A 20028-nucleotide genomic window follows, 5' to 3' on the forward strand; every position below is an offset into this window, starting at 1 on the left:
GTGGGTCATTATTCTGGTAATTTATATATAGTTGCTGCACCTTCTGGAGGCGGCAAAACAAGTCTGGTACGGAATTTGATAGAAACACTTGATGATATCGAGGTTTCAATTTCTCACACCACCCGTTCCATGAGGCCTGGTGAACAACATGGTGTGGATTATTTTTTTGTTACTGAACCTGAATTTCTAAATATGGTTAACAGCAATTCCTTTTTGGAACATGCACGAGTATTTAATCATTTGTATGGAACTTCTGTAGAACAGATAAACCGACGATTAGAACAAGGTATTGATATCGTTTTAGATATTGACTGGCAAGGAGCGGAGCAAATAAGACGCTCATTTCCCAATGCTGTGAGTGTGTTTATTGTTCCTCCTTCTCTTGACGAGTTAAAGTTAAGGTTAATGAACAGACGTCAGGATAACGACGAAGTCATTTCGGTTCGGATGATTAAAGCTCAGGATGAACTGAGCCATTACTCTGAATTTGATTATTTAATAGTAAATGATACATTTGAACATGCTGCAATGGATTTAAGAGCGATTGTGGTTGCAAATCGTCTGCAAATAAGCCGTCAGGTAAATAAACAATCAAAATTGCTTTCATTCCTGATGGCATAGCAGTAAAATAGGAAGTTTGAGCCAGAAACAAGTATGTCAGAGACTCATAGTCTCCTGAATACGTCTTAAAATGAATCTGGTAGTCGGAAGTATTGTTCTATTAACTTGAGGGTGGATTTATGGCACGAGTAACAGTAGAAGATTGTTTAGAGCACGTTGCAAACCGATTTGAATTAGTTATGGTTGCTACCAAGCGTGCACGACAAATTGCCGTTCGTGGTGATCAGCCAATGGTTGAGTGGGAAAATGATAAACCGACAGTGGTTGCTTTGCGTGAAATTGCAGAAGGTTTTATTACTGCAGATATTTTAGATAAAGAGTAAGTGTATATTGCTGACTTTGTAGTAAGGGGATTAACCTTTTAATACAGATACCGCTTGTGCAAGTTACGGTACTTACGCAAAGTACAGGGAACATAAGCAAAGCATAAGATCGTAACTTGGGAAACGAGAGGTATTGATGGCCATGTTGGACATTAGGGAGTGCTGCGTGAGCTACTTTAAGGAGCTCGATGAAGAGCTTAAATGCTACCTTGAGCAGGCGCAAATAGAAAAATGTTACCAAGCCTATGTGGTTGCTGAAAAGGCACATCATGGTCAAATGCGCCGTTCTGGTGAGCCTTACATCACCCATCCTGTAGCTGCAGCCTTAATTCTTGCCCGAATGCGTTTGGATTACCAAACCATTATGGCTACGCTCTTGCACGATGTAGTAGAAGACACCTCCATCAGCAAAGAAGATTTAACCAAGCAATTTGGCGAAGACGTCACCGCCCTGGTAGATGGAGTAACCAAGCTCACTAAAATAAAATTTGAATCCAAAGCCGAAGCGCAGGCAGAAAATTTTCGCAAAATGGTCTTGGCCATGGTGAAAGACATTCGCGTGATTATTGTCAAACTGGCTGACAGGCTGCATAACATGCGAACATTGGGCTCCATGCCTTATGCCAAGCGAAGACGAATTGCAATAGAAACCCTTGAAATATATGCTCCGATTGCTAACCGTTTAGGGATGCATTCTATCTATGTTGGTCTTGAAGATTTGGGGTTTCAGGCTTTGTATCCTATGCGGTATAGGGCAATTAAATCAGCAGTAGAAAAATCACGTGGTAATAGACGTGAATTGACCCAAACCATTGAAAAAGATTTACAACATGCTTTAGCTCAGTTGAAAATTCCTTATGAGCAGGTTTTTGGCAGACAAAAGCATTTATACAGCATCTATAGAAAGATGCGTCAGAAAAAAGCGTCTTTTACTGAAATTACAGATGTATTCGCCTTTCGCGTTATTACAGAAGACATTGATTCCTGCTATCGGATTCTGGGGGCGTTACATTGCACTTATAAACCAGTACCGCAACGCTTTAAAGATTACATTGGCATTCCAAAAGCCAATGGATATCAGTCCTTGCATACGACCTTATTTGGCCCATTTGGTGTTCCTCTGGAGGTGCAGATACGTACCCGAGAGATGGATAAAGTGGCAGATAATGGCGTAGCTGCCCACTGGATTTATAAATCGTCAGGTCTGGAAGTGAATGAGGCTCAATTAAGGGCCAGAGAATGGGTACAAAGTCTTCTTGAAATGCAACGAAGCACCGGTAATTCACTCGAATTTATTGAAAACGTTAAAATTGATTTATTCCCCGATGAAGTCTATGTTTTTACACCTAAGGGCCATATTATGGAACTGCCCAAAGGAGCTACACCGGTTGATTTTGCCTATACTGTCCATTCGGGAGTAGGTAATAGTTGTGTGGCGGCTAAAGTAAACCGACGCCTGGTTCCTTTGAGTATCCCTTTATCGAACGGACAAACTGTCGAAATCATTACCGCTCCAGGCGCACATCCAAATCCTGCCTGGCTCAATTTTGTGGTTACAGGTAAAGCCCGCTCTAATATTCGCCATTTCCTGAAAAGCCAGCAACATGCAGAATCTATTGTTCTTGGTAAACGATTGCTAGAGCAATCACTGACCGAATTATCGAGTGATTATGCCAGAATTCCTCCGGAAACCTTACAGGCTTTATTAAGCGATTTACATTACAAAACAGTGGATGATTTACTTTACTCTATTGGCATTGGTAATCAGATGGCCATGGTCATTGCGAAACGCCTGGTGGTCTCTCAGGATGCCAATGAGCTGGAGAAAGCAAGTAAAACCCATCCTTTGGCTATCAAAGGTACTGAAGGAATGGTCGTTCATTTTGGTGAATGTTGCCAACCGATTCCAGGTGATAACATTGTTGGGAAATTCCAACAAGGACGAGGCATTATTGTACATGCCAGTGACTGTGCTTCTCTTAACAGTTCGCGTAGTAATCCCGAGCAATTTATTGCTTTGCGTTGGGATGATCAGGTTCAAGGAGAATACTGGGTTGATATTACTGTTGATGTTGCAAACGAACGTGGCGTGTTGGCGGCACTGGCAACAGCAATTTCAGAAGCTGATTCGAATATTGGAAACATCAATGTGGATCCGCGTGATGGCCGCCATAATGCAGTAACGTTCTCGATCAGTGTGATTGATAGAACGCATTTGGCCCGTGTCATGCGGCGCTTAAGAGCTAATAAAGTAGTCATGCGCTTATATAGAAAAAAACAAGGGGATATTTAATGCGTCCAATTCATTCAAATTTGGCACCAGAAGCTATTGGTACATACAGTCAAGCTATCAAATGCGGTAATACAGTTTATCTTTCAGGACAGATCCCCCTTGATCCTGAAACCATGCGATTATGCAGTGACGACATTAAACTGCAAATAACTCAGGTTTTAGAAAACCTGTCTGCAGTTTGTGAAGCAGCGGGAGGAAGTTTGGCACACATTGCAAAATTAACTGTTTATCTTACTGATCTTAGCCATTTTCCTTTAATAAACGATGCAATGGGACGTTATTTTATTGCACCTTATCCTGCAAGAGCAGCGATTGGGGTTTCTGCTTTGCCTCGTGGTGCAAAAGTTGAAATGGATGGCATTATGGTTTTACCTTCTTCCAATAGTTAATCTGATGAGTGACGAACAATACAATCGAGCCGGGCGTGTGATGTTTCTCTTTGTCTGGATCATTTTGTTTTTTGGTCTGTTTTTGTTTTTTTATTATTATGAGAGCTCAGACAGTAAGGTATATGTTGCAAGCAACAGTGAGTTTGCATTAAGTGCCGACAGGGAAGGACATTATTGGATTAAAGGGAAAATAAATGAGCATCCAGTCGACTTTCTAGTCGATACGGGGGCCACCCTGGTGGCTATCCCTCAGTCCATTGCAACCCAATTAAAGATCACTGGACGTTATCCGATAACCATCTCTACTGCAAATGGTGACATAACGGGATCTCTAACACGTTTACAGCAATTATCTTTTGGTGAATTTGAGCTTCAAGACATCAAAGCAGTTATTATTCCAGGCTCTGATAACGATACAGTATTACTGGGAATGAATGTATTATCTCAATTTAATATGATACAAGAAGATAATCGCTTAATACTTAAGAAACAGCGAAAACAATGAAATTCAATAGAATCTGCTCGTCATTACGTGCCCCATATATCATTCAATATAGAGTTTATTTATGAGTATTTTTTCCCTAAATGGCGCCACTCTTATTTTGGCTAATAATAAAATACTGGATCAAGCTGATTTGCAGATTCAACCGCAGGACAGAATAGCACTCGTTGGCCGCAATGGGGCAGGAAAATCAACCCTCTTGAAACTGCTTCAGGGAGAGTTAGTCCTCGATAGTGGCCAAATGCAACAGCTTTCCAGCTTGAAAATTGCAGGACTTGTTCAGGAAGTGCCGGTGACTGTTAATGAATCTGTTTATCATTTTCTGGTAAAAAGTCTGGGGGAGGTTGGTGAAGTATTGACTCGATTCCACCAATTATCACAGCAGGATGATATGGACAAACTGGCGATATGCCAACAGCACATGGACAATTTAAATGCATGGGATTTCTTGCCTAAAATTGAAACAATGGCCAGTCGTTTAGGCATTCCTATCAATGAACAAATGACTAATTTGTCTGGGGGAATGAAGCGTCGCGTTTTATTAGGTGCAGCGCTGATTGCCTCTCCTGATTTATTGCTGCTGGATGAGCCAACCAACCATTTGGATATTGAAGCCATTGAATGGTTGGAATCTTATTTAAAATCATTTAATGGCAGTGTGGTTGTCGTTACCCATGATAGAGCGTTTTTAAGTCAGGTCGCTAACCGAATTGTTGAGATAGACAGAGGTAAACTGCATTTTCACGAATGTGATTATGAAACCTATCTTGACAGGCGTGAGTCCATCCGCCTTAGCGAGCAAAAGCAAAATGATTTATTTGATAAAAAGCTGGCTGAAGAGGAAGTGTGGATCCGCACAGGAGTTAAGGCGCGTCGTACCAGAAATGAAGGACGAGTCCGAGCTTTAAAAGCTTTACGAGAGGAATATAAAGCCAGACGAAACCAAACGGGTAGTGTTAAATCACTTACTTTGGATGTAACTCGCTCAGGTTCTACTGTCATTGAGGCTAACAAAATAAGCTTCGCGATTGGTGGCAAACAGATTGTGCGCGATTTTTCATTATTGCTAACCCGTGGAGATAAGCTGGGTATCATTGGACCTAATGGTTGTGGAAAGACTACTTTGGTTCGTTTGTTATTAGGTGAGCTTGACGCTGAGGCAGGAACTGTTAAACAGGGCACGTCATTGAATGTTGCTTATTTTGATCAAATGCGACGCCACCTTGTAGAAGAGCAAACGGTGATGTTTAATGTTGGTGATGGAGCTGATTATGTAACGATAAATGGTAGACAAAAACATGTCGCCAGTTATTTAAAAGACTTTTTATTTTCTGCTGAGCGCTTTAATCAGCCTGTATCTTCATTGTCTGGTGGAGAACGAAATCGATTGTTACTGGCCAAGCTCTTTGCCAAACCAGTTAATTTTCTGGTAATGGATGAACCTACAAACGACCTGGATATTGAAACTCTGGAACTTCTTGAAAGCATGCTGATGGACTATCCTGGAACATTGATATTGATCAGTCATGATAGAGCGTTTATTAATGAAGTAGTTACCAGTGTCCTGGTTTATGAGAAAGAAGGGGTTTTTAGTGAGTTTGTAGGCGGTTATGATGATTATAACGCCCACAAGAAACTACAGCGCGAAGTAGTTGCAAAAGCCGCTGCAGTGAAACGTGCTCATACTGAAAAGTCCGAGAACACCACTAAAAAGTTAAGCTTTAATGAACAACGCGAACTGTCCAAATTGCCGCAACAGATAGAAAGTCAGGAGAAAAAAATAGCCGCTTTGCATGTGCAGATGGCAGCCGCGGATTTCTATCAGCAAGATGCGCAAACTATAGCCAAAGTCACTAAAGACCTGGCAGATGAAGAGGCATTGCTTGAGCAGTATTTCTCACGCTGGGAAGAGTTAGAAGGCTAGTAGTTGCTGAGAACCGGAGCTTATTCTTGTCTCCGGTGTGCACCTAGCCAAATTGCTGACGTCACAGCGCATCGTTGGTTTAAGTATAGACACTGCAATGAAACGCTTACGTTTTTTATCATGGTTACGGCGATCAATTACCTGTTCAAATTGGACTAAAAATGAGTCGCATGATAATATATTGAATAAATAGATATTTATTTGGTATCATTTGTGATAAAACTAACTCATAATGATTTACTGAAATTCGGCCAACTTCTCGGTTATCCATTACATTCTCTCGGCCTATGCCAAGGGTTTTCCGGTATGCTAATGCAGGCTATTCTTGTTCAGGAAGAAGAGCAATTTTGGGCGCGACTGAATTTTATTGCGAAATATAAATATAATTTTTCTTTATTGACCAATAAGATAGAAAAAACCAAACTCAAGGCCCAAAAGACAAAAGAACAATTAAATGAACAAGACATAGAGCTTCTTGAGCTTCTCGCGTTTTATGATGGAATCGAATTATATTTAATGTCCTCTAATCATAGGGATGTATTTAACAATCGATATGTTTCACCAAATAATCTGGATGAGGTTTATTCTCTAACTCATTCAAAGAAGCTGGAACAGAATAATCTGATGATACTGCTCGACAGAGTTTATGCATTTAATCGAGCCAGTTTGACTGATTACCTCAACGATTTAGAAACTGTAGTGAATAACTATCCTAATCTACCTATCCTGGTTAGAAGTTCTAATCATAGCGTTTTATTAAAATACAACAAACATAATTCAGAGAAGCCCTGGATGTATGTTGATACTAATGATTTTAGTACATACCCAAAACGTTCTCGCTATTACCGTGAATTAAATACTGAAGAGCTGGTTCATGGTTTATTTAATTCATTAAGTCAGAATTCAGAACACATAGTTTTTAATGCTACATTAGTCACTACCCAAAAACAGCCGTTCCTTGAACGTCGTGAATTGGAGCAATTAAGACGTAAATACCCAATAAATCCTGAGCAGGCTGTAATGTATGATAAATACGGTACTGGGTTACTTTATCTTTCTTGTCAGTATGGGAATGTTGAAGTCATACACAATTTATTGGCATATAAAGACATAAAGATCAATGAAGCAAGGCCTGATCAAACAACACCATTATATATTGCATGTCAAAATGGAAATATTGATGCGATAAAACTTCTATTGGCTCGCAAGGACATAAAGATAAATCAAGCAAGAGATGATGGAGTTACCCCGTTTTATATCGCATGCCTAAAGGGGCATATTGAAGCCATTCAGCTCTTATTGACTCACGAAAATCTTGATATTAATAAAGCAATGCTCTATGGAGCTACTTTGCTTTATATCGCATGCGAAAATGGAGATATTGGCGTCATTAAAATCTTATTGAGCCATCCGGATATAAAAGTAAACGAAGCAAGAAATGATGGAGTAACCCCTCTTTTTATCGCATGCATGAATGGTCATATTGAAGCCATTAAACTCTTATTGGCTCACGAGAAGATTGAAATTAATAAAGCAACGCCAAAAGGAGTAACCCCTCTTTTTATCGCATGCCAACAAGGTCATATGGAAGCCATTAAACTCTTGTTGGCTCATGAGAGGATTGAAATTAATAAAGCAATGCCAAACGGAGTAACTTCTCTTTTTATCGCATGCAAACAAGGTCATATTGAAGCCATTAAGCTTTTATTGGCTCACAAGAATATAAAGATAAATGAAGCAATGCCAAACGGGGTAACTCCTCTTTTATTCACATGCCAAAATGGTCATATTGAAGCCATTAAACTCTTGTTGGCTCATGAGAGTATTGAAATTAATAAAGCAATGCCAAATGGAGCAACCCCGCTTTTTATCGCCTGCAAACAAGGTAATATTGAAGTTATTAAGCTCTTGTTATCCCACAAGGATATTGATATTAATCAAACAGATAATTATGGAATAAGTCCGCTCTATATTGCATGCCAAAATGGCAACTGTCACGTTGTGACTGTACTTTTGCAATCAAATAAAATTAATGTTAATTGCGTGAGTTTGGAGGAAAACACACCATTGCTCATTTCTTGTCTTTCTTCATCTACGATAAATAACAATGAGTTGTTTCATCTGCTATTAGCAAACAATGCTGATGTATTTCATAAAAATAATAATGGTGAGACTGCCCTTGATATTGCCTTTATGCGAAAAAATAATGAAGCTATTGAAGAGATTTTAACGTATGCAAAAATGAGTAATTTATCTCTAGGCTCTCTTTTGTCTCTGGAAACTCAGAAAAAAGCACGGGCGTGGGCATCTCTTGATAATTCTAATTCTCTGCCAGATGTAAAACAATTTGTCCAAAAGAATTTGCCAGAAACATCCAGTACCGCAGCAAAGCTTTCAGGTGTCGGACTGTTTACTGCTGACGCATGCAACAATGAGAATGCGCCTTCTGATATATTATCAGAGAAAGAGAAGCAATCAACGGTAGACATCCCTATGAAGCTGAAGCCGCGATTGAATTAAAGCCATGTTTTATAGAATATATGGATATTCTTGATTCTTGTTTTTTGATGAATTCAATTTTTTTCTTGAGTCACTTTTTTATTAAGTTGATGAATGAGCTGTTTTCTATTGGAATACTCAATTGAGTAATAGTACTATATCGTATCTGGATTTAAGGAACATTCATGTTATTAACGTTAGCTGTGGTCGTTTTTTCTGCGGCCATTATGATTTTGTTTTCTCAGGAATTTATCAGAACGTTCAAAAAAATATTTGCAATTAAAGGTGCAAAATTATTTCTTCCTTTATTTATTGGTTCTTGGCTGGTTATTAGTTTTGAGGATCTTTGTTTATGGGGAATTTATTATTATAGAGAACTATTAAATGCCGTGATCCTGTTTGTGACACAAATAATACCTTTTCAACAAGGGGCATACTCTATAGTTTTTATTATTTTATTAACGGTCATTTCTGTCGTCCCGGTATTTTTGTTTGACATGTATCTTGTTAAGAAAACCTATAAACATTATGAGTATCCATACTTAACCAGTACTTTAATATGGCTTATCAGTGCTCTGATTCTTTTGGTAGTTATCTAAGAAGCATCAGCTCAGCAAGTGAGTACATTTTTAAGAGAGCCTGTCGCACATCAGTCTCTAAGAAAACTGGTTTAATCCTTACAGTTCGGTGTATAATTCCATCAATTTATTTTCAGGTTGTCTCATGAATAAGCAGGATTTTTACTTTGATTTGCCAGAAGAGCTGATTGCTCAATACCCCTTAGACCAACGAAGTGACTCACGTTTACTTACTTATAGCCGTGCTTCAGGAGCGTGTGGACACCATCAATTCAGAGAAATCGCTGATTTTCTGAACCCAGGTGATTTGCTCGTGATGAATGACAGCAAGGTGATACCTGCGCGGCTTTATGGTCATAAGTTAACGGGCGGCAAAGTAGAACTGCTGGTTGAACGAATAACTGGTCCCTTTACTTTTTTGGCACATATCAAGGCCAGTAAAGCGTTAAAAGCCGGTGGGTTTATCCAGCTGCAAGAAGGGTATCAACTGGAAATATTAGAGCGACAAGATGATTTATTCGTTTGCAAGTCCAGCATCGATGCTTTGGATTTACTAAATAATCTGGGACATATCCCATTGCCCCCCTATATTACCCGTGATGATGAGGGGCTGGATGAAGATCGTTATCAAACGGTTTATGCAAAATATGCCGGTTCCGTTGCAGCGCCCACTGCAGGACTGCATTTTGATGAGTCAGTAATTGCAAGCTTGCGTTCGCGTGGGATGAATATTGCGTATGTTACTCTTCATGTGGGGGCAGGTACATTCAGGCCGGTGCGCAGTGATAATATTAAAGATCACAAAATGCATAGTGAGCATTTTACTCTTAGTCCCGAATTATGTGCTGCGGTTCATGAAACCAAAGCTGCTGGAAACAGGGTAATTGCTGTTGGAACTACCGCGCTCCGGAGTTTGGAAAGCGGGGCTCGTGAAGGCGTGTTGACTCCATGCAGTAAAGACACGGATATATTTATTTATCCAGGATATGAATTTAAAATATGTGATGGTTTAATTACTAATTTTCACTTGCCTGAATCTACATTGCTGATGTTGGTTTCGGCCTTTATCGGTCATCCGCAGGCAATGGCACTTTATCAAGAAGCCATTCAAAATGGATATCGATTTTTTAGTTATGGCGATACAAGCTTATTAGTATAGTTCGGGGAAGACAGATGGCTGGCAATGTTCAAAATTATGTACCTGTATTAACTTCAGAAGCTGGCTCATGCCTTACTTCCGCTGAATGGAAGGAGGCTGGTGTTTCTTCCGTATCCTATTATTTAGATTCTTTACTGATAAAGCCCGGAGTTGAATTACTAAAGCGTATTGATAATCTGTCCGGCTACGTTGGTTGGCACGGAACTGTTATTTTAAATGCATCTCGTTTGCAGGCTAATCGAGATGGAATTTTTAACCTGTCATCTCCTTATGATGGAAGCAAGATAAAATTTAATTATTCAGAACTGTTCACCATAATTAATAATTTAAAACCGGATGCAGTTCTTTTACCTAAAAAAACGATGCTTGACGCTCCTGAATGTCTGAATAGCCTGGATAGTTCTATTATTCCCTACTTCGCGGTAGAGGATTTAATGAAAAAAGAATATCAAAAACAACACGGTGTTTATTTTAATCCTACAGATGTGCATGCTGCTTATGAGATGGCAGAGAAACTACAACAATGGTCGCATCTGCCTCGCTATGTAATCCATTCTTTAGATTCAGGCGCAGCAGGAATTTTTGATAACCTGAATGTAGAATATGTTGAATCTGATGTGCCAGCAGCGACTGGATTTCACGGTCGCGTATACAGTGGTAAAGACACTATTGATTTAACCGATGTGCAATTTAATATGCAGTTCAATATAATTGATTCAAATTGTACTTGCCCAACGTGTACTCAGCAATTCACTCAAGCATATTTACATCATCTGTATCTTCATACCCCTTTATTATGTCAACGATTTTTAATTCAGCATAATGCCTTCCAGGCAGGGAATTCCGCTTGAAAATAACCTGAAATTGCCTTCCATTCATTTACCTTGCACCGAATTCGCTATATGATGTGACGCTGTTGAACTATAGACTTTTCTTTATTATTCAATGAAAGAGAAAAAGCGTGCAAAATGAGCTTCTTCGCGATCATGAGATGAAGTCTGTTGGATTAAATTAATGGTGGATTTTAGGAGATTGTATGAGTTTTTTTATTAGTGATGCCCTGGCAGCTGCAGCACCAGCACCCGCAGCAGCGAATGACGGAACTTTTTCATTAGTCATGATTGCGGCAATATTTGTATTGTTTTATTTTATGTTGATAAGACCACAAAATAAAAGAGCTAAAGAGCATCGTGAATTATTGGGCCGCCTGAAAAAGGGAGATGAGATTGTTACTACCGGTGGTATGTTAGCCAAGGTTGTCACTATCGATGAACAATATATCAAAGTTAGTCCTGCAGAAGGTGTCGAGATTATTTTACAAAAAGGCGCGGTAAGCACAGTATTGCCAAAAGGCACTTTAAAATCTCTTTAAGATTGTCATAGGGACACGGAAATGCAAAATAAATATCCTCTATGGAAAAATCTGATGCTGATTTTTATTGCAGTGGTCGGATTAATTTATGCTATACCCAATTTATACACAGAACACCCGGTTGTTCAGGTTTCAGCTCAGAATGTTGATGATAAAGATGCTTTAAAAGCTAAAATTGAAAGCATTCTGAAAGACTCCAAGCTTGATTACAATGCTATCATTGATGAAAATCAGGGGGTTGAGGTTGTTTTTGCTTCTACAGATGCTCAGTTGATGGCACGAGATGCTATTAAAAATAGTCTGGGAAATCAATACACTGTAGCCTTGAATCTGGCATCTACAACGCCTCATTGGATGGAAGCGATTCACGCTGATCCGATGAAACAGGGACTTGATTTACGGGGAGGAGTGCATTTCCTTCTTGAAGTCGATGTAGAAAGTGTGATCAGTCGCCGTTATGAAGGGATCATGAAGAATATTAGCCAGGAATTGCGTGAAATTGGTTTACGTTATTCTGGTATTCGTTATGTTCCGGATAAAGGAATCGATTTGCGTTTTCGCGATGAAGAGTCAATGGAAAAAGCACTGGCTGAGTTGAAGCAGAAAATACCAGAAGTAGTTTTTACCAAGAGCAAAGTGAAAAACTCTGTTCTGGGAGCTATTTCTCCTGCGGAACTCAATACCATTAGACAAAATACTATAGAACAAACCATGAGTATTTTGCGAAACAGGGTAAATGAGTTGGGTGTTGGTGAAGCTGTTGTACAACAACAAGGAGCAACTCGAGTCGCTGTTGATTTACCTGGTATCCAGGATGCTGCCCGAGCGAAACAAATTTTGGGTGGTACAGCTACATTGCAGTTTTACCTGGTAGATCAGGATAATGATCCCCAGATTGCAAAACAAACTGGAGTAGTACCTGTCAGTGACAAGCTTTATACGATGGATGGCCATCCTTTATTACTGAAGCGTCAGGTAGTATTAAGTGGTGATTCAATTACCTCTGCTGTGTCCAGTTTTGACCAGCAAACGGCAACACCTGCGGTACAAATTCAGTTAGGTGGCGGAGGTGAGAGTCTGTTCACTAAAGTGACACGTGAAAATATTGGTAAACGTATGGCAATTGTCTATGTCGAGACCAAAAATACCATACAAAATATTAATGGTGTTGATACACGGGTTACTCATAGAGAAGAGAAAGTCATCAGTGCGCCTGTAATTCAAAATGCTTTAGGAAGTAACTTCCAAATAACAGGATTAACTGACAGCAAAGAAGCCAGCGATCTTGCTTTGTTATTAAGAGCCGGTGCACTGCCAGCGGCAATCTATCCTATAGAAGAACGTACTGTTGGTCCTACTCTTGGAAAGGAAAATATTCGTCGTGGAATTGTTTCTCTCCAGGTTGGCATGGGCTTAATTCTGGTGTTGATGCTGGTGTACTACCGTTTCTTTGGTCTTATTGCTAATTTTGCATTATTGCTTAATTTGGTGCTTTTAGGGGCGTTACTCTCAATAATTGATGCTACCTTAACGTTACCTGGAATCGCGGGAATAGTGCTTACGGTGGGGATGGCAGTTGACGCAAACGTTTTGATTTATGAGCGTATTCGAGAAGAGCTACGTCTTGGATTATCGCCCCAGGCGGCTATTCATGCTGGATACGAGCGCGCTTTTTCTACCATTCTAGATGCGAACGTGACTACCTTAATTGTAGCCATAATTTTATTCGCTGTAGGTACTGGTCCAATTCGTGGCTTTGCTGTAACTCTGTCTCTAGGGTTGTTAACCTCGATGCTGACTGCTATTACTTATACCCGAGCAATAGTCAATTGGTATTATGGTGGTCGAACCGTGAAAAAATTATCTATAGGTATATAAGGCGAGGCTCAGATGGAATTTTTTAATCCAAATTCAAAAATTGACTTTATGGGAGCGCGTCGCTGGACGGCGCTGTTCTCTGCATTAATCTTTGTTGTTTCAATTAGTGCTCTGCTGATTAATGGCTTGAAATGGGGGCTTGATTTTACCGGTGGAACACAAATTGAGGTAAGTTATCCAGGCGCTGCTGATTTACCGTTAATTCGGGAAAATCTGGCTAAAATAGGCTTTAAAGAGGCGCAAGTTGTAAGTTATGGTACTTCCAAAGATGTATTGATAAGTATTGCACCACGAGCTGATAAAGAACAAGGACTTTTAGTTGACCAGATAATGTCTGCTTTACCTGGAGCAGTAAAACAACGAGTCGATTTTGTTGGTCCGCAAGTTGGGCAGGAATTGGCAACAAAGGGGGCTTTAGCGATTATCGTTTCTTTGTTGGCAACCATGATTTACATTGCGATGCGTTTCGAATATCGATTGGCAGTAAGCTCTGCAGTTGCTCTGGTTCATGATCCGGTATTAATTTTAGGGATCTTTGCCTTGTTTGGTATTGAGTTTGATCTAAAAGCTCTGGCAGGATTATTAGCGGTAATTGGTTACTCATTGAATGATACTATTGTCGTTTTTGATAGGGTTCGTGAGAATTTTGTGAAAATTCGTCGTACCAGCTCAATTGATATTATGAATATTTCAATAAACCAGACACTTTCAAGAACCATTATGACATCGATGCTTACTTTATTCGTTGTTGTTGCTTTGTTTGTTTATGGCGGTGAAACCATTCATGGATTCTCTCTTGCGTTGATTATCGGTATTGTTATTGGAACCTATTCATCAATTTATGTTGCTGGTGCTTTAGCCGTAGTTATGGGGCTTGATAGGAAAGACTTTTTACCTAACCAACGTAAAGAGTTGGATGATCGTCCTTAATAACTAGTGCAGTAACAGTTAGGAGCCGTTGATATTGCATACATAAACACGTTGAAATAGTGTTAGTATTGAAGCCCGTATTAAAATTATTTTTTAATTACGGGCTTCGTTTTATTTAAACTCTAGATTAGAACACATTGCTTAATCTTCTATACCAAGGATGTATCGATTCCAGGAGGAACGAATGCGGTTAAATACACTTTATGCTTCAATAACGAGTAACTCCCAAAAGGCTGGGATTCTTTTTAGTATATTAATCCTCATCAGCCTTGGCCTTCTTGTTTTATTGACCAAAAAATTTCCTCAATTGCCTAATTATCATAACTTCGCAGACGATCGCACTGTGTTGGGGATCCTAAATTTTTGGAATGTAATTTCGAATATCCCTTTTTTACTGGTGAGCATACTTGGATTCGTTTCTTTAAGAAAAGCATGGAGTACTAATAAAATAAGAGCACAAGAAGCCGTTGTTTTTTTTATTTTGTTTCTTGGTGTGTTATTAATTAGCCTAGGCTCTACATACTATCATCTCGCACCAGATAGTAATCGCCTTGTATGGGACAGAATCCCCATGACTATTGTATTCATGTCCCTCTTGTCATTTACTATTATGGAGCGAATCAATTTTAATTTGGGATTGGGTTTATTTATACCTTTTATTGCGTTTGGTGTTTTTTCTGTACTCTACTGGCATCAAACGGAATTAGCAGGACAGGGAGACATCAGGTTGTATGCTCTGGTACAGTTTTATTCTATATTTCTGATTATGCTGACCCTGATTCTTTTTCCCAAACCTTACCCGCCGTTTAAGATTTATCTCTGGATGTTTGTTTTTTATGGGCTAGCTAAAATAACGGAGCATTTTGATCTGGCTATATATGAGTTCAGTGGATTAATTAGCGGGCATACGTTAAAACATATTTTTGCGGCCATCAGCATTTATTTTGCAGTAGTTTTTTTAAATATCAAATCGTTAAGCGGTTCTTGTAATCATTCACAATAAGGTCTAATGTTATTTTGAACCATCTAAAAAAGGTTACTCTTGCTATGACGCCTGCAGATTCAGATAGTCCAAAGAAACCCATCGCGTGGTATTGGAAACCATTGTGTTGGCTTGCTGCTCTGATTCGTATTCTTTTTCAATTCGGCCTTATTACATGGTCCAGTCTCGCTATTTATTATTCTAATCTTCCCTGGATCTCACTACGAATTACTTTAGCAGTTATTTTTGCTGCATTTGGGGTTTGGGCATTATGGATTGCCCGCAAGCCAAGGTTTATTTTATTATTTACTGTGTTGTTTGCAGGAATAGTAATTTGGTGGCTCACGATTTTACCTTCAAATGACAGGGACTGGAAACCTGAAGTCGCTGTTATGCCACGTGCGATTATTGACGGTGACACCGTTCGTTTTACAGGATTTCGCAATTTTGATTATCGTACTCGCCATGATTTTACTGTGCGCTATGAAGAGCGTGAGGTTTCTATTTCTCACTTAATCGGCGTTGATTTTTATATATCTTACTGGATGAAAGGGCCTGTTGGGCATACCTTTGTGAGTTTCATTTTTGATAATGCACCACCTGTGAGTATTTCTATTGAAACAAGACCGCAGGTCGGGCAATCGTTTGCGCCTGTTGCCTCCATGTTTAAACAGTTTGAGCTGATTTATGTTGTAGGCTCTGAGCGTGATGTTGTAAGAGTGCGCACTAATTATCGAGGTGAGAAAGTATATTTATATCATCTCAAAATTTCTCGTGAAAAAGCCCGTGAACTATTCCGGGTGTATCTGAACCGCATCAATCAGCTTGCTGATAAACCAGAGTTTTATAATTTGTTGAGTAATAGCTGTACTGTCAATATCATTCGTTATGCCAATAAAGCAGGAAGAGTTGGACGAATTAATGTTCGTCATTATTTAAATGGTTTGATTGACGGTTACCTGTATGCTCATCGTTGGCTGAATACTACGCTATCCTTTGGAGAGCTACGTCGCCGTTCCCTAATCAATGAGGAGGCCAGGGAGGCAGATCAAAGTCCTGATTTTTCGCGGCTCATTCGTATCTCATTACCGCCGAGTAATTGATTCACGCTTTAGAATTTGCCCAGTTTTTCTATCTTATATCTTGCGGATCATTTGTTGGTAGCAAAATACATATTTATTTTATGAATGGAATGTATTTAAAATTAATGACAGCAATTATTTTCAAACAATTGCTGTCCATTGTGTGTTGAGGAAGGTCATAATCGTATTGTGGACAGCTATTCTGCAAGTAACTTATCTAATTTTGCAGCGCAAATGAAATCATTATGAGTTAAACCATTAAGTGCATGGGTCATAAACGTTACGTGACAATAATTATATCCAACTTCCAAGTCAGGATGATGATTCTCAACATTGGCTATCCAGGCAAGCGCATTTACAAATGCCATCGTTTCATAAAAATTATTGAAAGAGAATGAGCGCTTAATCATCTTGTTATCAGCAGTTGCTTGCCAATGGGTGTTAAGCTGAGGCATCAAATTTTTAACTTGTTCAGCATTTAGTGCTGCTCCTATGCCTTCACAGGATTCACAATGTTTGCTGCTTAAATCGCTTGTCATATCTGTTCCTTTCATTATTGATTATAGTTATTAAGGGCGGTCAGAAAACGTGAGTTTTGTTCTTTGGTTCCTATACTTACTCGAATGTGATTGTTCATTTTATAAGCATGTAACGGTCGTACAATAATACCATTATTCAGGAGATAATTATAAAGTGCCATTCCATCTTCGTTACAGTCAAACGTCAGGAAATTACAAAATGACGGTAAATAATTAATATTCAGAGCATCAAACCCCTCTTTTAGTTGCATCATTCCTTCTTGATTCACGGTTAGGCTGTTCTGAATGAATTCAGCATCGTCTAGTGCTGCATAAGCCGCTGAGAGGGCTATTTGATTTACTGCAAAAGGCAGCTGTAGCTTCTGTAATATTGCAATAATGTCTGAATTGGCAATGGCATAACCCAGACGCAAGCCCGCCATGCCATATATCTTTGAGAAGGTTCGGGTAATAATCAGATTGGGATGTTCACTTAGCCAATTCAGACTGTTACAGCTCATTTTAGCTGAGGCATATTCATAGTAAGCCTCATCAAGTACTAACAGAGTAGATTCGGGTATCTGTTCTAAAAGATGTTTTATTTCTTCCTGGCTGGTTAACAGGCCGGTTGGATTATTGGGATTAGCCAAAAAAATCAAACCAGTTTGATCAGTACATGCTTCAATCAGATTATTAATATTGATTTGCCAGTTATCGTCTAAGGCTACGCTGTGAACAGGAATATTCAGTGCTTGGGCTTGAATCGCATAACTACTAAAAGCAAAATCATGAGTTAAAATATGTTTTCCAGTGTGAAGAGCAAAACAATTCAATAATATATTAAATAAATAATCTGACCCATTGCTTAAAAACACTTGGTCAGTATTTATCTCTAGTTTATTTGCCAATTTGGACATCAACGGATGGTTTATTGGTGAAGGATAAGTTGCAATTATCTGTGATGAAATAGAGTGTATTGCAGATAACGCTCGGGGGCTGCATCCTAATGGGTTTTCGTTTGATGCGAGCTTGATAATATCAGTAAGCCCTTTTTCTTTTGCCAGCTCCTCTATTGATTTTCCTGGTTTATAAGGTATTAGAGAACGTATCCCTGCATGAGGAAATTGTTGAAAATCAATAGACATAAGAAGGGTTCCTTTCCAATAAATTAGCCTTATATTACATAAGGCCATCCTTGCTGTCACCAATGAATTCACCCATTACTTTGATATAGCATTCCCCATCCTGTGAGCAGTGCGAATAGGCTGGAATCATCGAACAGAATTTTAGAGATCTGACTTGAATTTTTATTTTTACAAAGGTACTCTGCTCGCGGCAACCAACCTCAGGAAGAAGTATCATGAAGCAAATAAAGGGATTTTCCCTGATTGAAGTATTCATTTCGTTAATGCTGGTAACGACTTTAGCATTAATGTTATTAGAACAACAAATAAACACCCATCACTTGATGAGACAATGGATAATGCATGCAGAGGCTTCTCATGTTATGGATCAGGTTAATGAAACCTCATTGGGGCAGATTGAACGCGCATACAAAGTACCCGAGCCTTATCACCTGAATGTTTTGCATACCAATAAACAGCATATAGTGCAACTTGAATGGTTTAATAAGACAGGCACATTAACTCGTACAATAAGAAGTATGGGGTGACTTAATGAAATTTAATTCGGGTTTTGGTTTAACTGAAATCATGATCAGTTTGTTCTTATCCAGTATTATTATAACGGGCCTTATCCAATTGTATCTCAATGTTAAACAACACTATCTGGAATCTCAAAAAGCATTGGAAGTTCATTTGGAAGTGCAATGGATCTCTGATTTATTGAGCGATAGTATTCGACGATCGGGTTTTACCCCTTGTCTTTCTGTGGATCGTTTAGTGAGTATGGATATGAGAAATTTAGGGCATGTTCTTACAGGATTCAAGTGGGTAAGCTCTGAACAATCTCTGTTTATTAGCCGAATGAGCAATGTTTTTTCTGAACGTATTGAGTTTAGGAGTCCAACTGAGATAGCTGTTATGGGGGAAGTTGTATTTAATAAGCACCGTCCGTTGATTATTGCTGATTGCCATCATGCGGAAGTGCACCAAATCCTGAAAATAGTCTCCCTGCATAAAGGGCAACTCATTACTATTGCGGCTCCCATGATGTACTCCTATGACCAATCTGTTTTTGTGGGCGAATGGATAGAAGAGAAATGGATGATCAAGAATAATGGGCGTGGCATTGATGCCTTGTATTATCAGTCTATCCAGACGGAAGAATTGTCATCTTTAGTTCATTCATTATCTGTTTCTAGTGAATTAATTGATGACAAGCAATCTATTAAAATAAAGATGATGCTGGAGCAGAATAAAATCCATGAAGTCATTGCTGTGGTACGTGGTTCATGAAGAAAGAGTGTTCCGGATTTGTTTTTTTAATGACGTTATGCATTATATTAGTCATCAGTTTATTGTTGTTCACAGTCATGCATCAGGTTTTATTGTATGGAAAAGCAATAAATCGATTAGAAATACATCATCAGCGCTTTTATCAGATAGAAGACACTATGAAGTATTTAATCCAATTAAAACCGGATTTGATAGGAGAAAACTGTATTATAAACGCTCAAAGTGCAAATAAAGCTATAACGCTTTTATCGCGAAAAGAAGGGTGTCTGTTAATCAATAATGGTGTTCAATATCGATACCTCATTGAAAAATTGGGTAACTTTCCTTGTCTGGTTGTGCATCAAAATGAGCAGAGCAAAGCAACGCATCATACCAGAATCACTCTATTGCAAAACCCTGACGAGATCCACCCTATGAGTTCTGTATTGCAAATAAGACATATCAAAATGACCAATTCGTTATCTTGCCTCGGTGAAGAGCGAGAGGTTTCTTCTGGTATTAGCAGCTGGCGTTACCTTGCTGATTATCAATACCTGGAATAGAGAAATGAACACTTTAATT

20 protein-coding genes are annotated in these 20028 nt (G+C 39.0%); 18 read left to right on the forward strand and 2 right to left on the reverse strand.

Annotation, left to right across the window (positions count from 1 at the left end):
• From gmk to Q0495_RS03595, 15 genes are all read left to right on the forward strand, one after another.
• On the forward strand, positions 1 to 621 hold a 621-nt coding region (gene gmk / locus Q0495_RS03525), incomplete at its 5' end, for a guanylate kinase (RefSeq protein ID WP_298623175.1).
• Positions 622 to 740: 119 nt separating this feature from the next.
• Positions 741 to 944 carry a DNA-directed RNA polymerase subunit omega gene (gene rpoZ / locus Q0495_RS03530; RefSeq protein WP_018576260.1) on the forward strand — a complete coding sequence of 68 codons (204 nt, stop codon included), beginning with the start codon at positions 741 to 743 and terminating at the stop codon, positions 942 to 944.
• Between the two features lie 166 nt (positions 945 to 1110).
• Positions 1111 to 3237, forward strand: a complete 2127-nt coding sequence (gene spoT, locus Q0495_RS03535) for a bifunctional GTP diphosphokinase/guanosine-3',5'-bis pyrophosphate 3'-pyrophosphohydrolase (protein WP_298623178.1) — start codon at positions 1111 to 1113, stop codon at positions 3235 to 3237.
• Positions 3237 to 3626: a RidA family protein gene (locus tag Q0495_RS03540; protein WP_298623179.1), complete on the forward strand. Its 390-nt coding sequence runs from the start codon at positions 3237 to 3239 to the stop codon at positions 3624 to 3626. The genes spoT and Q0495_RS03540 overlap by 1 nt, the downstream gene beginning before the upstream one ends.
• 4 nt (positions 3627 to 3630) lie before the next feature.
• Positions 3631 to 4131 (forward strand): TIGR02281 family clan AA aspartic protease, encoded by a 501-nt coding sequence (locus Q0495_RS03545; protein WP_367274379.1) that lies wholly within the window; start codon positions 3631 to 3633, stop codon positions 4129 to 4131.
• A 61-nt stretch (positions 4132 to 4192) separates the two neighbouring features.
• A complete protein-coding gene (locus tag Q0495_RS03550; protein ID WP_298623183.1) occupies positions 4193 to 6052 on the forward strand; it encodes an ATP-binding cassette domain-containing protein in 1860 nt (619 codons plus the stop codon).
• A gap of 213 nt (positions 6053 to 6265) precedes the next feature.
• Positions 6266 to 8572 (forward strand): ankyrin repeat domain-containing protein, encoded by a 2307-nt coding sequence (locus Q0495_RS03555; RefSeq protein ID WP_298623185.1) that lies wholly within the window; start codon positions 6266 to 6268, stop codon positions 8570 to 8572.
• A 164-nt stretch (positions 8573 to 8736) separates the two neighbouring features.
• The gene (locus Q0495_RS03560) at positions 8737 to 9150 is read left to right on the forward strand and encodes a hypothetical protein (RefSeq protein WP_298623187.1); all 414 of its coding nucleotides are present in this window, start codon (positions 8737 to 8739) and stop codon (positions 9148 to 9150) included.
• Between the two features lie 124 nt (positions 9151 to 9274).
• A complete protein-coding gene (gene queA / locus Q0495_RS03565; RefSeq protein ID WP_298623189.1) occupies positions 9275 to 10288 on the forward strand; it encodes a tRNA preQ1(34) S-adenosylmethionine ribosyltransferase-isomerase QueA in 1014 nt (337 codons plus the stop codon).
• Positions 10289 to 10302: 14 nt separating this feature from the next.
• Complete coding sequence (locus Q0495_RS03570; protein WP_298623190.1) at positions 10303 to 11139, forward strand: queuine tRNA-ribosyltransferase; 837 nt, start codon at positions 10303 to 10305, stop codon at positions 11137 to 11139.
• A 185-nt stretch (positions 11140 to 11324) separates the two neighbouring features.
• Positions 11325 to 11660, forward strand: coding sequence for a preprotein translocase subunit YajC (gene yajC / locus Q0495_RS03575; RefSeq protein WP_298623191.1), 336 nt, complete (start codon positions 11325 to 11327; stop codon positions 11658 to 11660).
• Between the two features lie 21 nt (positions 11661 to 11681).
• On the forward strand, positions 11682 to 13538 hold the full coding sequence (gene secD / locus Q0495_RS03580) for a protein translocase subunit SecD (protein WP_298623192.1): 1857 nt from the start codon (positions 11682 to 11684) through the stop codon (positions 13536 to 13538).
• 12 nt (positions 13539 to 13550) lie between these two features.
• The gene (secF, locus tag Q0495_RS03585; protein ID WP_298623194.1) at positions 13551 to 14468 is read left to right on the forward strand and encodes a protein translocase subunit SecF; all 918 of its coding nucleotides are present in this window, start codon (positions 13551 to 13553) and stop codon (positions 14466 to 14468) included.
• 184 nt (positions 14469 to 14652) lie between these two features.
• Entirely contained in the window at positions 14653 to 15471 is an 819-nt protein-coding gene (locus tag Q0495_RS03590) for a hypothetical protein (RefSeq protein ID WP_298623196.1), read from the forward strand.
• A 44-nt stretch (positions 15472 to 15515) separates the two neighbouring features.
• Positions 15516 to 16553, forward strand: coding sequence for a DUF4105 domain-containing protein (locus Q0495_RS03595; protein ID WP_298623197.1), 1038 nt, complete (start codon positions 15516 to 15518; stop codon positions 16551 to 16553).
• 176 nt (positions 16554 to 16729) lie between these two features.
• Here Q0495_RS03595 and Q0495_RS03600 read toward each other — a convergent pair whose 3' ends face one another.
• Entirely contained in the window at positions 16730 to 17071 is a 342-nt protein-coding gene (locus Q0495_RS03600; RefSeq protein WP_298623199.1) for a 4a-hydroxytetrahydrobiopterin dehydratase, read from the reverse strand.
• Between the two features lie 14 nt (positions 17072 to 17085).
• Entirely contained in the window at positions 17086 to 18195 is a 1110-nt protein-coding gene (gene hisC / locus Q0495_RS03605; RefSeq protein ID WP_298623201.1) for a histidinol-phosphate transaminase, read from the reverse strand.
• Between the two features lie 215 nt (positions 18196 to 18410).
• Here hisC and Q0495_RS03610 point away from each other — a divergent pair, with 215 nt between their 5' ends.
• The 3 genes from Q0495_RS03610 to Q0495_RS03620 are packed head-to-tail and all read left to right on the forward strand — an operon-like array spanning position 18411 to position 20009.
• Positions 18411 to 18722: a prepilin-type cleavage/methylation domain-containing protein gene (locus Q0495_RS03610; RefSeq protein ID WP_298623203.1), complete on the forward strand. Its 312-nt coding sequence runs from the start codon at positions 18411 to 18413 to the stop codon at positions 18720 to 18722.
• A 4-nt stretch (positions 18723 to 18726) separates the two neighbouring features.
• Positions 18727 to 19467, forward strand: coding sequence for a prepilin cleavage protein (locus tag Q0495_RS03615; protein WP_298623205.1), 741 nt, complete (start codon positions 18727 to 18729; stop codon positions 19465 to 19467).
• Positions 19464 to 20009 carry a type II secretion system protein gene (locus tag Q0495_RS03620; protein WP_298623208.1) on the forward strand — a complete coding sequence of 182 codons (546 nt, stop codon included), beginning with the start codon at positions 19464 to 19466 and terminating at the stop codon, positions 20007 to 20009. Before Q0495_RS03615 ends, Q0495_RS03620 begins: the two co-directional genes overlap by 4 nt.
• Positions 20010 to 20028 lie beyond the last annotated feature (19 nt).

The organism is uncultured Legionella sp. (assembly GCF_937871865.1).
Lineage (GTDB): Bacteria > Pseudomonadota > Gammaproteobacteria > Legionellales > Legionellaceae > Legionella.

Coding starts and splice junctions, on each gene's coding strand:
- rpoZ (WP_018576260.1), top strand. CDS start 741: ATGGCACGAGTAACAGTAGAAGATTGTTTAGAGCACGTTGCAAACCGA.
- Q0495_RS03540 (WP_298623179.1), top strand. CDS start 3,237: ATGCGTCCAATTCATTCAAATTTGGCACCAGAAGCTATTGGTACATAC.
- Q0495_RS03545 (WP_367274379.1), top strand. CDS start 3,631: ATGAGTGACGAACAATACAATCGAGCCGGGCGTGTGATGTTTCTCTTT.
- Q0495_RS03550 (WP_298623183.1), top strand. CDS start 4,193: ATGAGTATTTTTTCCCTAAATGGCGCCACTCTTATTTTGGCTAATAAT.
- Q0495_RS03560 (WP_298623187.1), top strand. CDS start 8,737: ATGTTATTAACGTTAGCTGTGGTCGTTTTTTCTGCGGCCATTATGATT.
- queA (WP_298623189.1), top strand. CDS start 9,275: ATGAATAAGCAGGATTTTTACTTTGATTTGCCAGAAGAGCTGATTGCT.
- Q0495_RS03570 (WP_298623190.1), top strand. CDS start 10,303: ATGGCTGGCAATGTTCAAAATTATGTACCTGTATTAACTTCAGAAGCT.
- yajC (WP_298623191.1), top strand. CDS start 11,325: ATGAGTTTTTTTATTAGTGATGCCCTGGCAGCTGCAGCACCAGCACCC.
- secD (WP_298623192.1), top strand. CDS start 11,682: ATGCAAAATAAATATCCTCTATGGAAAAATCTGATGCTGATTTTTATT.
- secF (WP_298623194.1), top strand. CDS start 13,551: ATGGAATTTTTTAATCCAAATTCAAAAATTGACTTTATGGGAGCGCGT.
- Q0495_RS03590 (WP_298623196.1), top strand. CDS start 14,653: ATGCGGTTAAATACACTTTATGCTTCAATAACGAGTAACTCCCAAAAG.
- Q0495_RS03595 (WP_298623197.1), top strand. CDS start 15,516: ATGACGCCTGCAGATTCAGATAGTCCAAAGAAACCCATCGCGTGGTAT.
- Q0495_RS03600 (WP_298623199.1), bottom strand. CDS start 17,071: ATGACAAGCGATTTAAGCAGCAAACATTGTGAATCCTGTGAAGGCATA.
- hisC (WP_298623201.1), bottom strand. CDS start 18,195: ATGTCTATTGATTTTCAACAATTTCCTCATGCAGGGATACGTTCTCTA.
- Q0495_RS03610 (WP_298623203.1), top strand. CDS start 18,411: ATGAAGCAAATAAAGGGATTTTCCCTGATTGAAGTATTCATTTCGTTA.
- Q0495_RS03615 (WP_298623205.1), top strand. CDS start 18,727: ATGAAATTTAATTCGGGTTTTGGTTTAACTGAAATCATGATCAGTTTG.
- Q0495_RS03620 (WP_298623208.1), top strand. CDS start 19,464: ATGAAGAAAGAGTGTTCCGGATTTGTTTTTTTAATGACGTTATGCATT.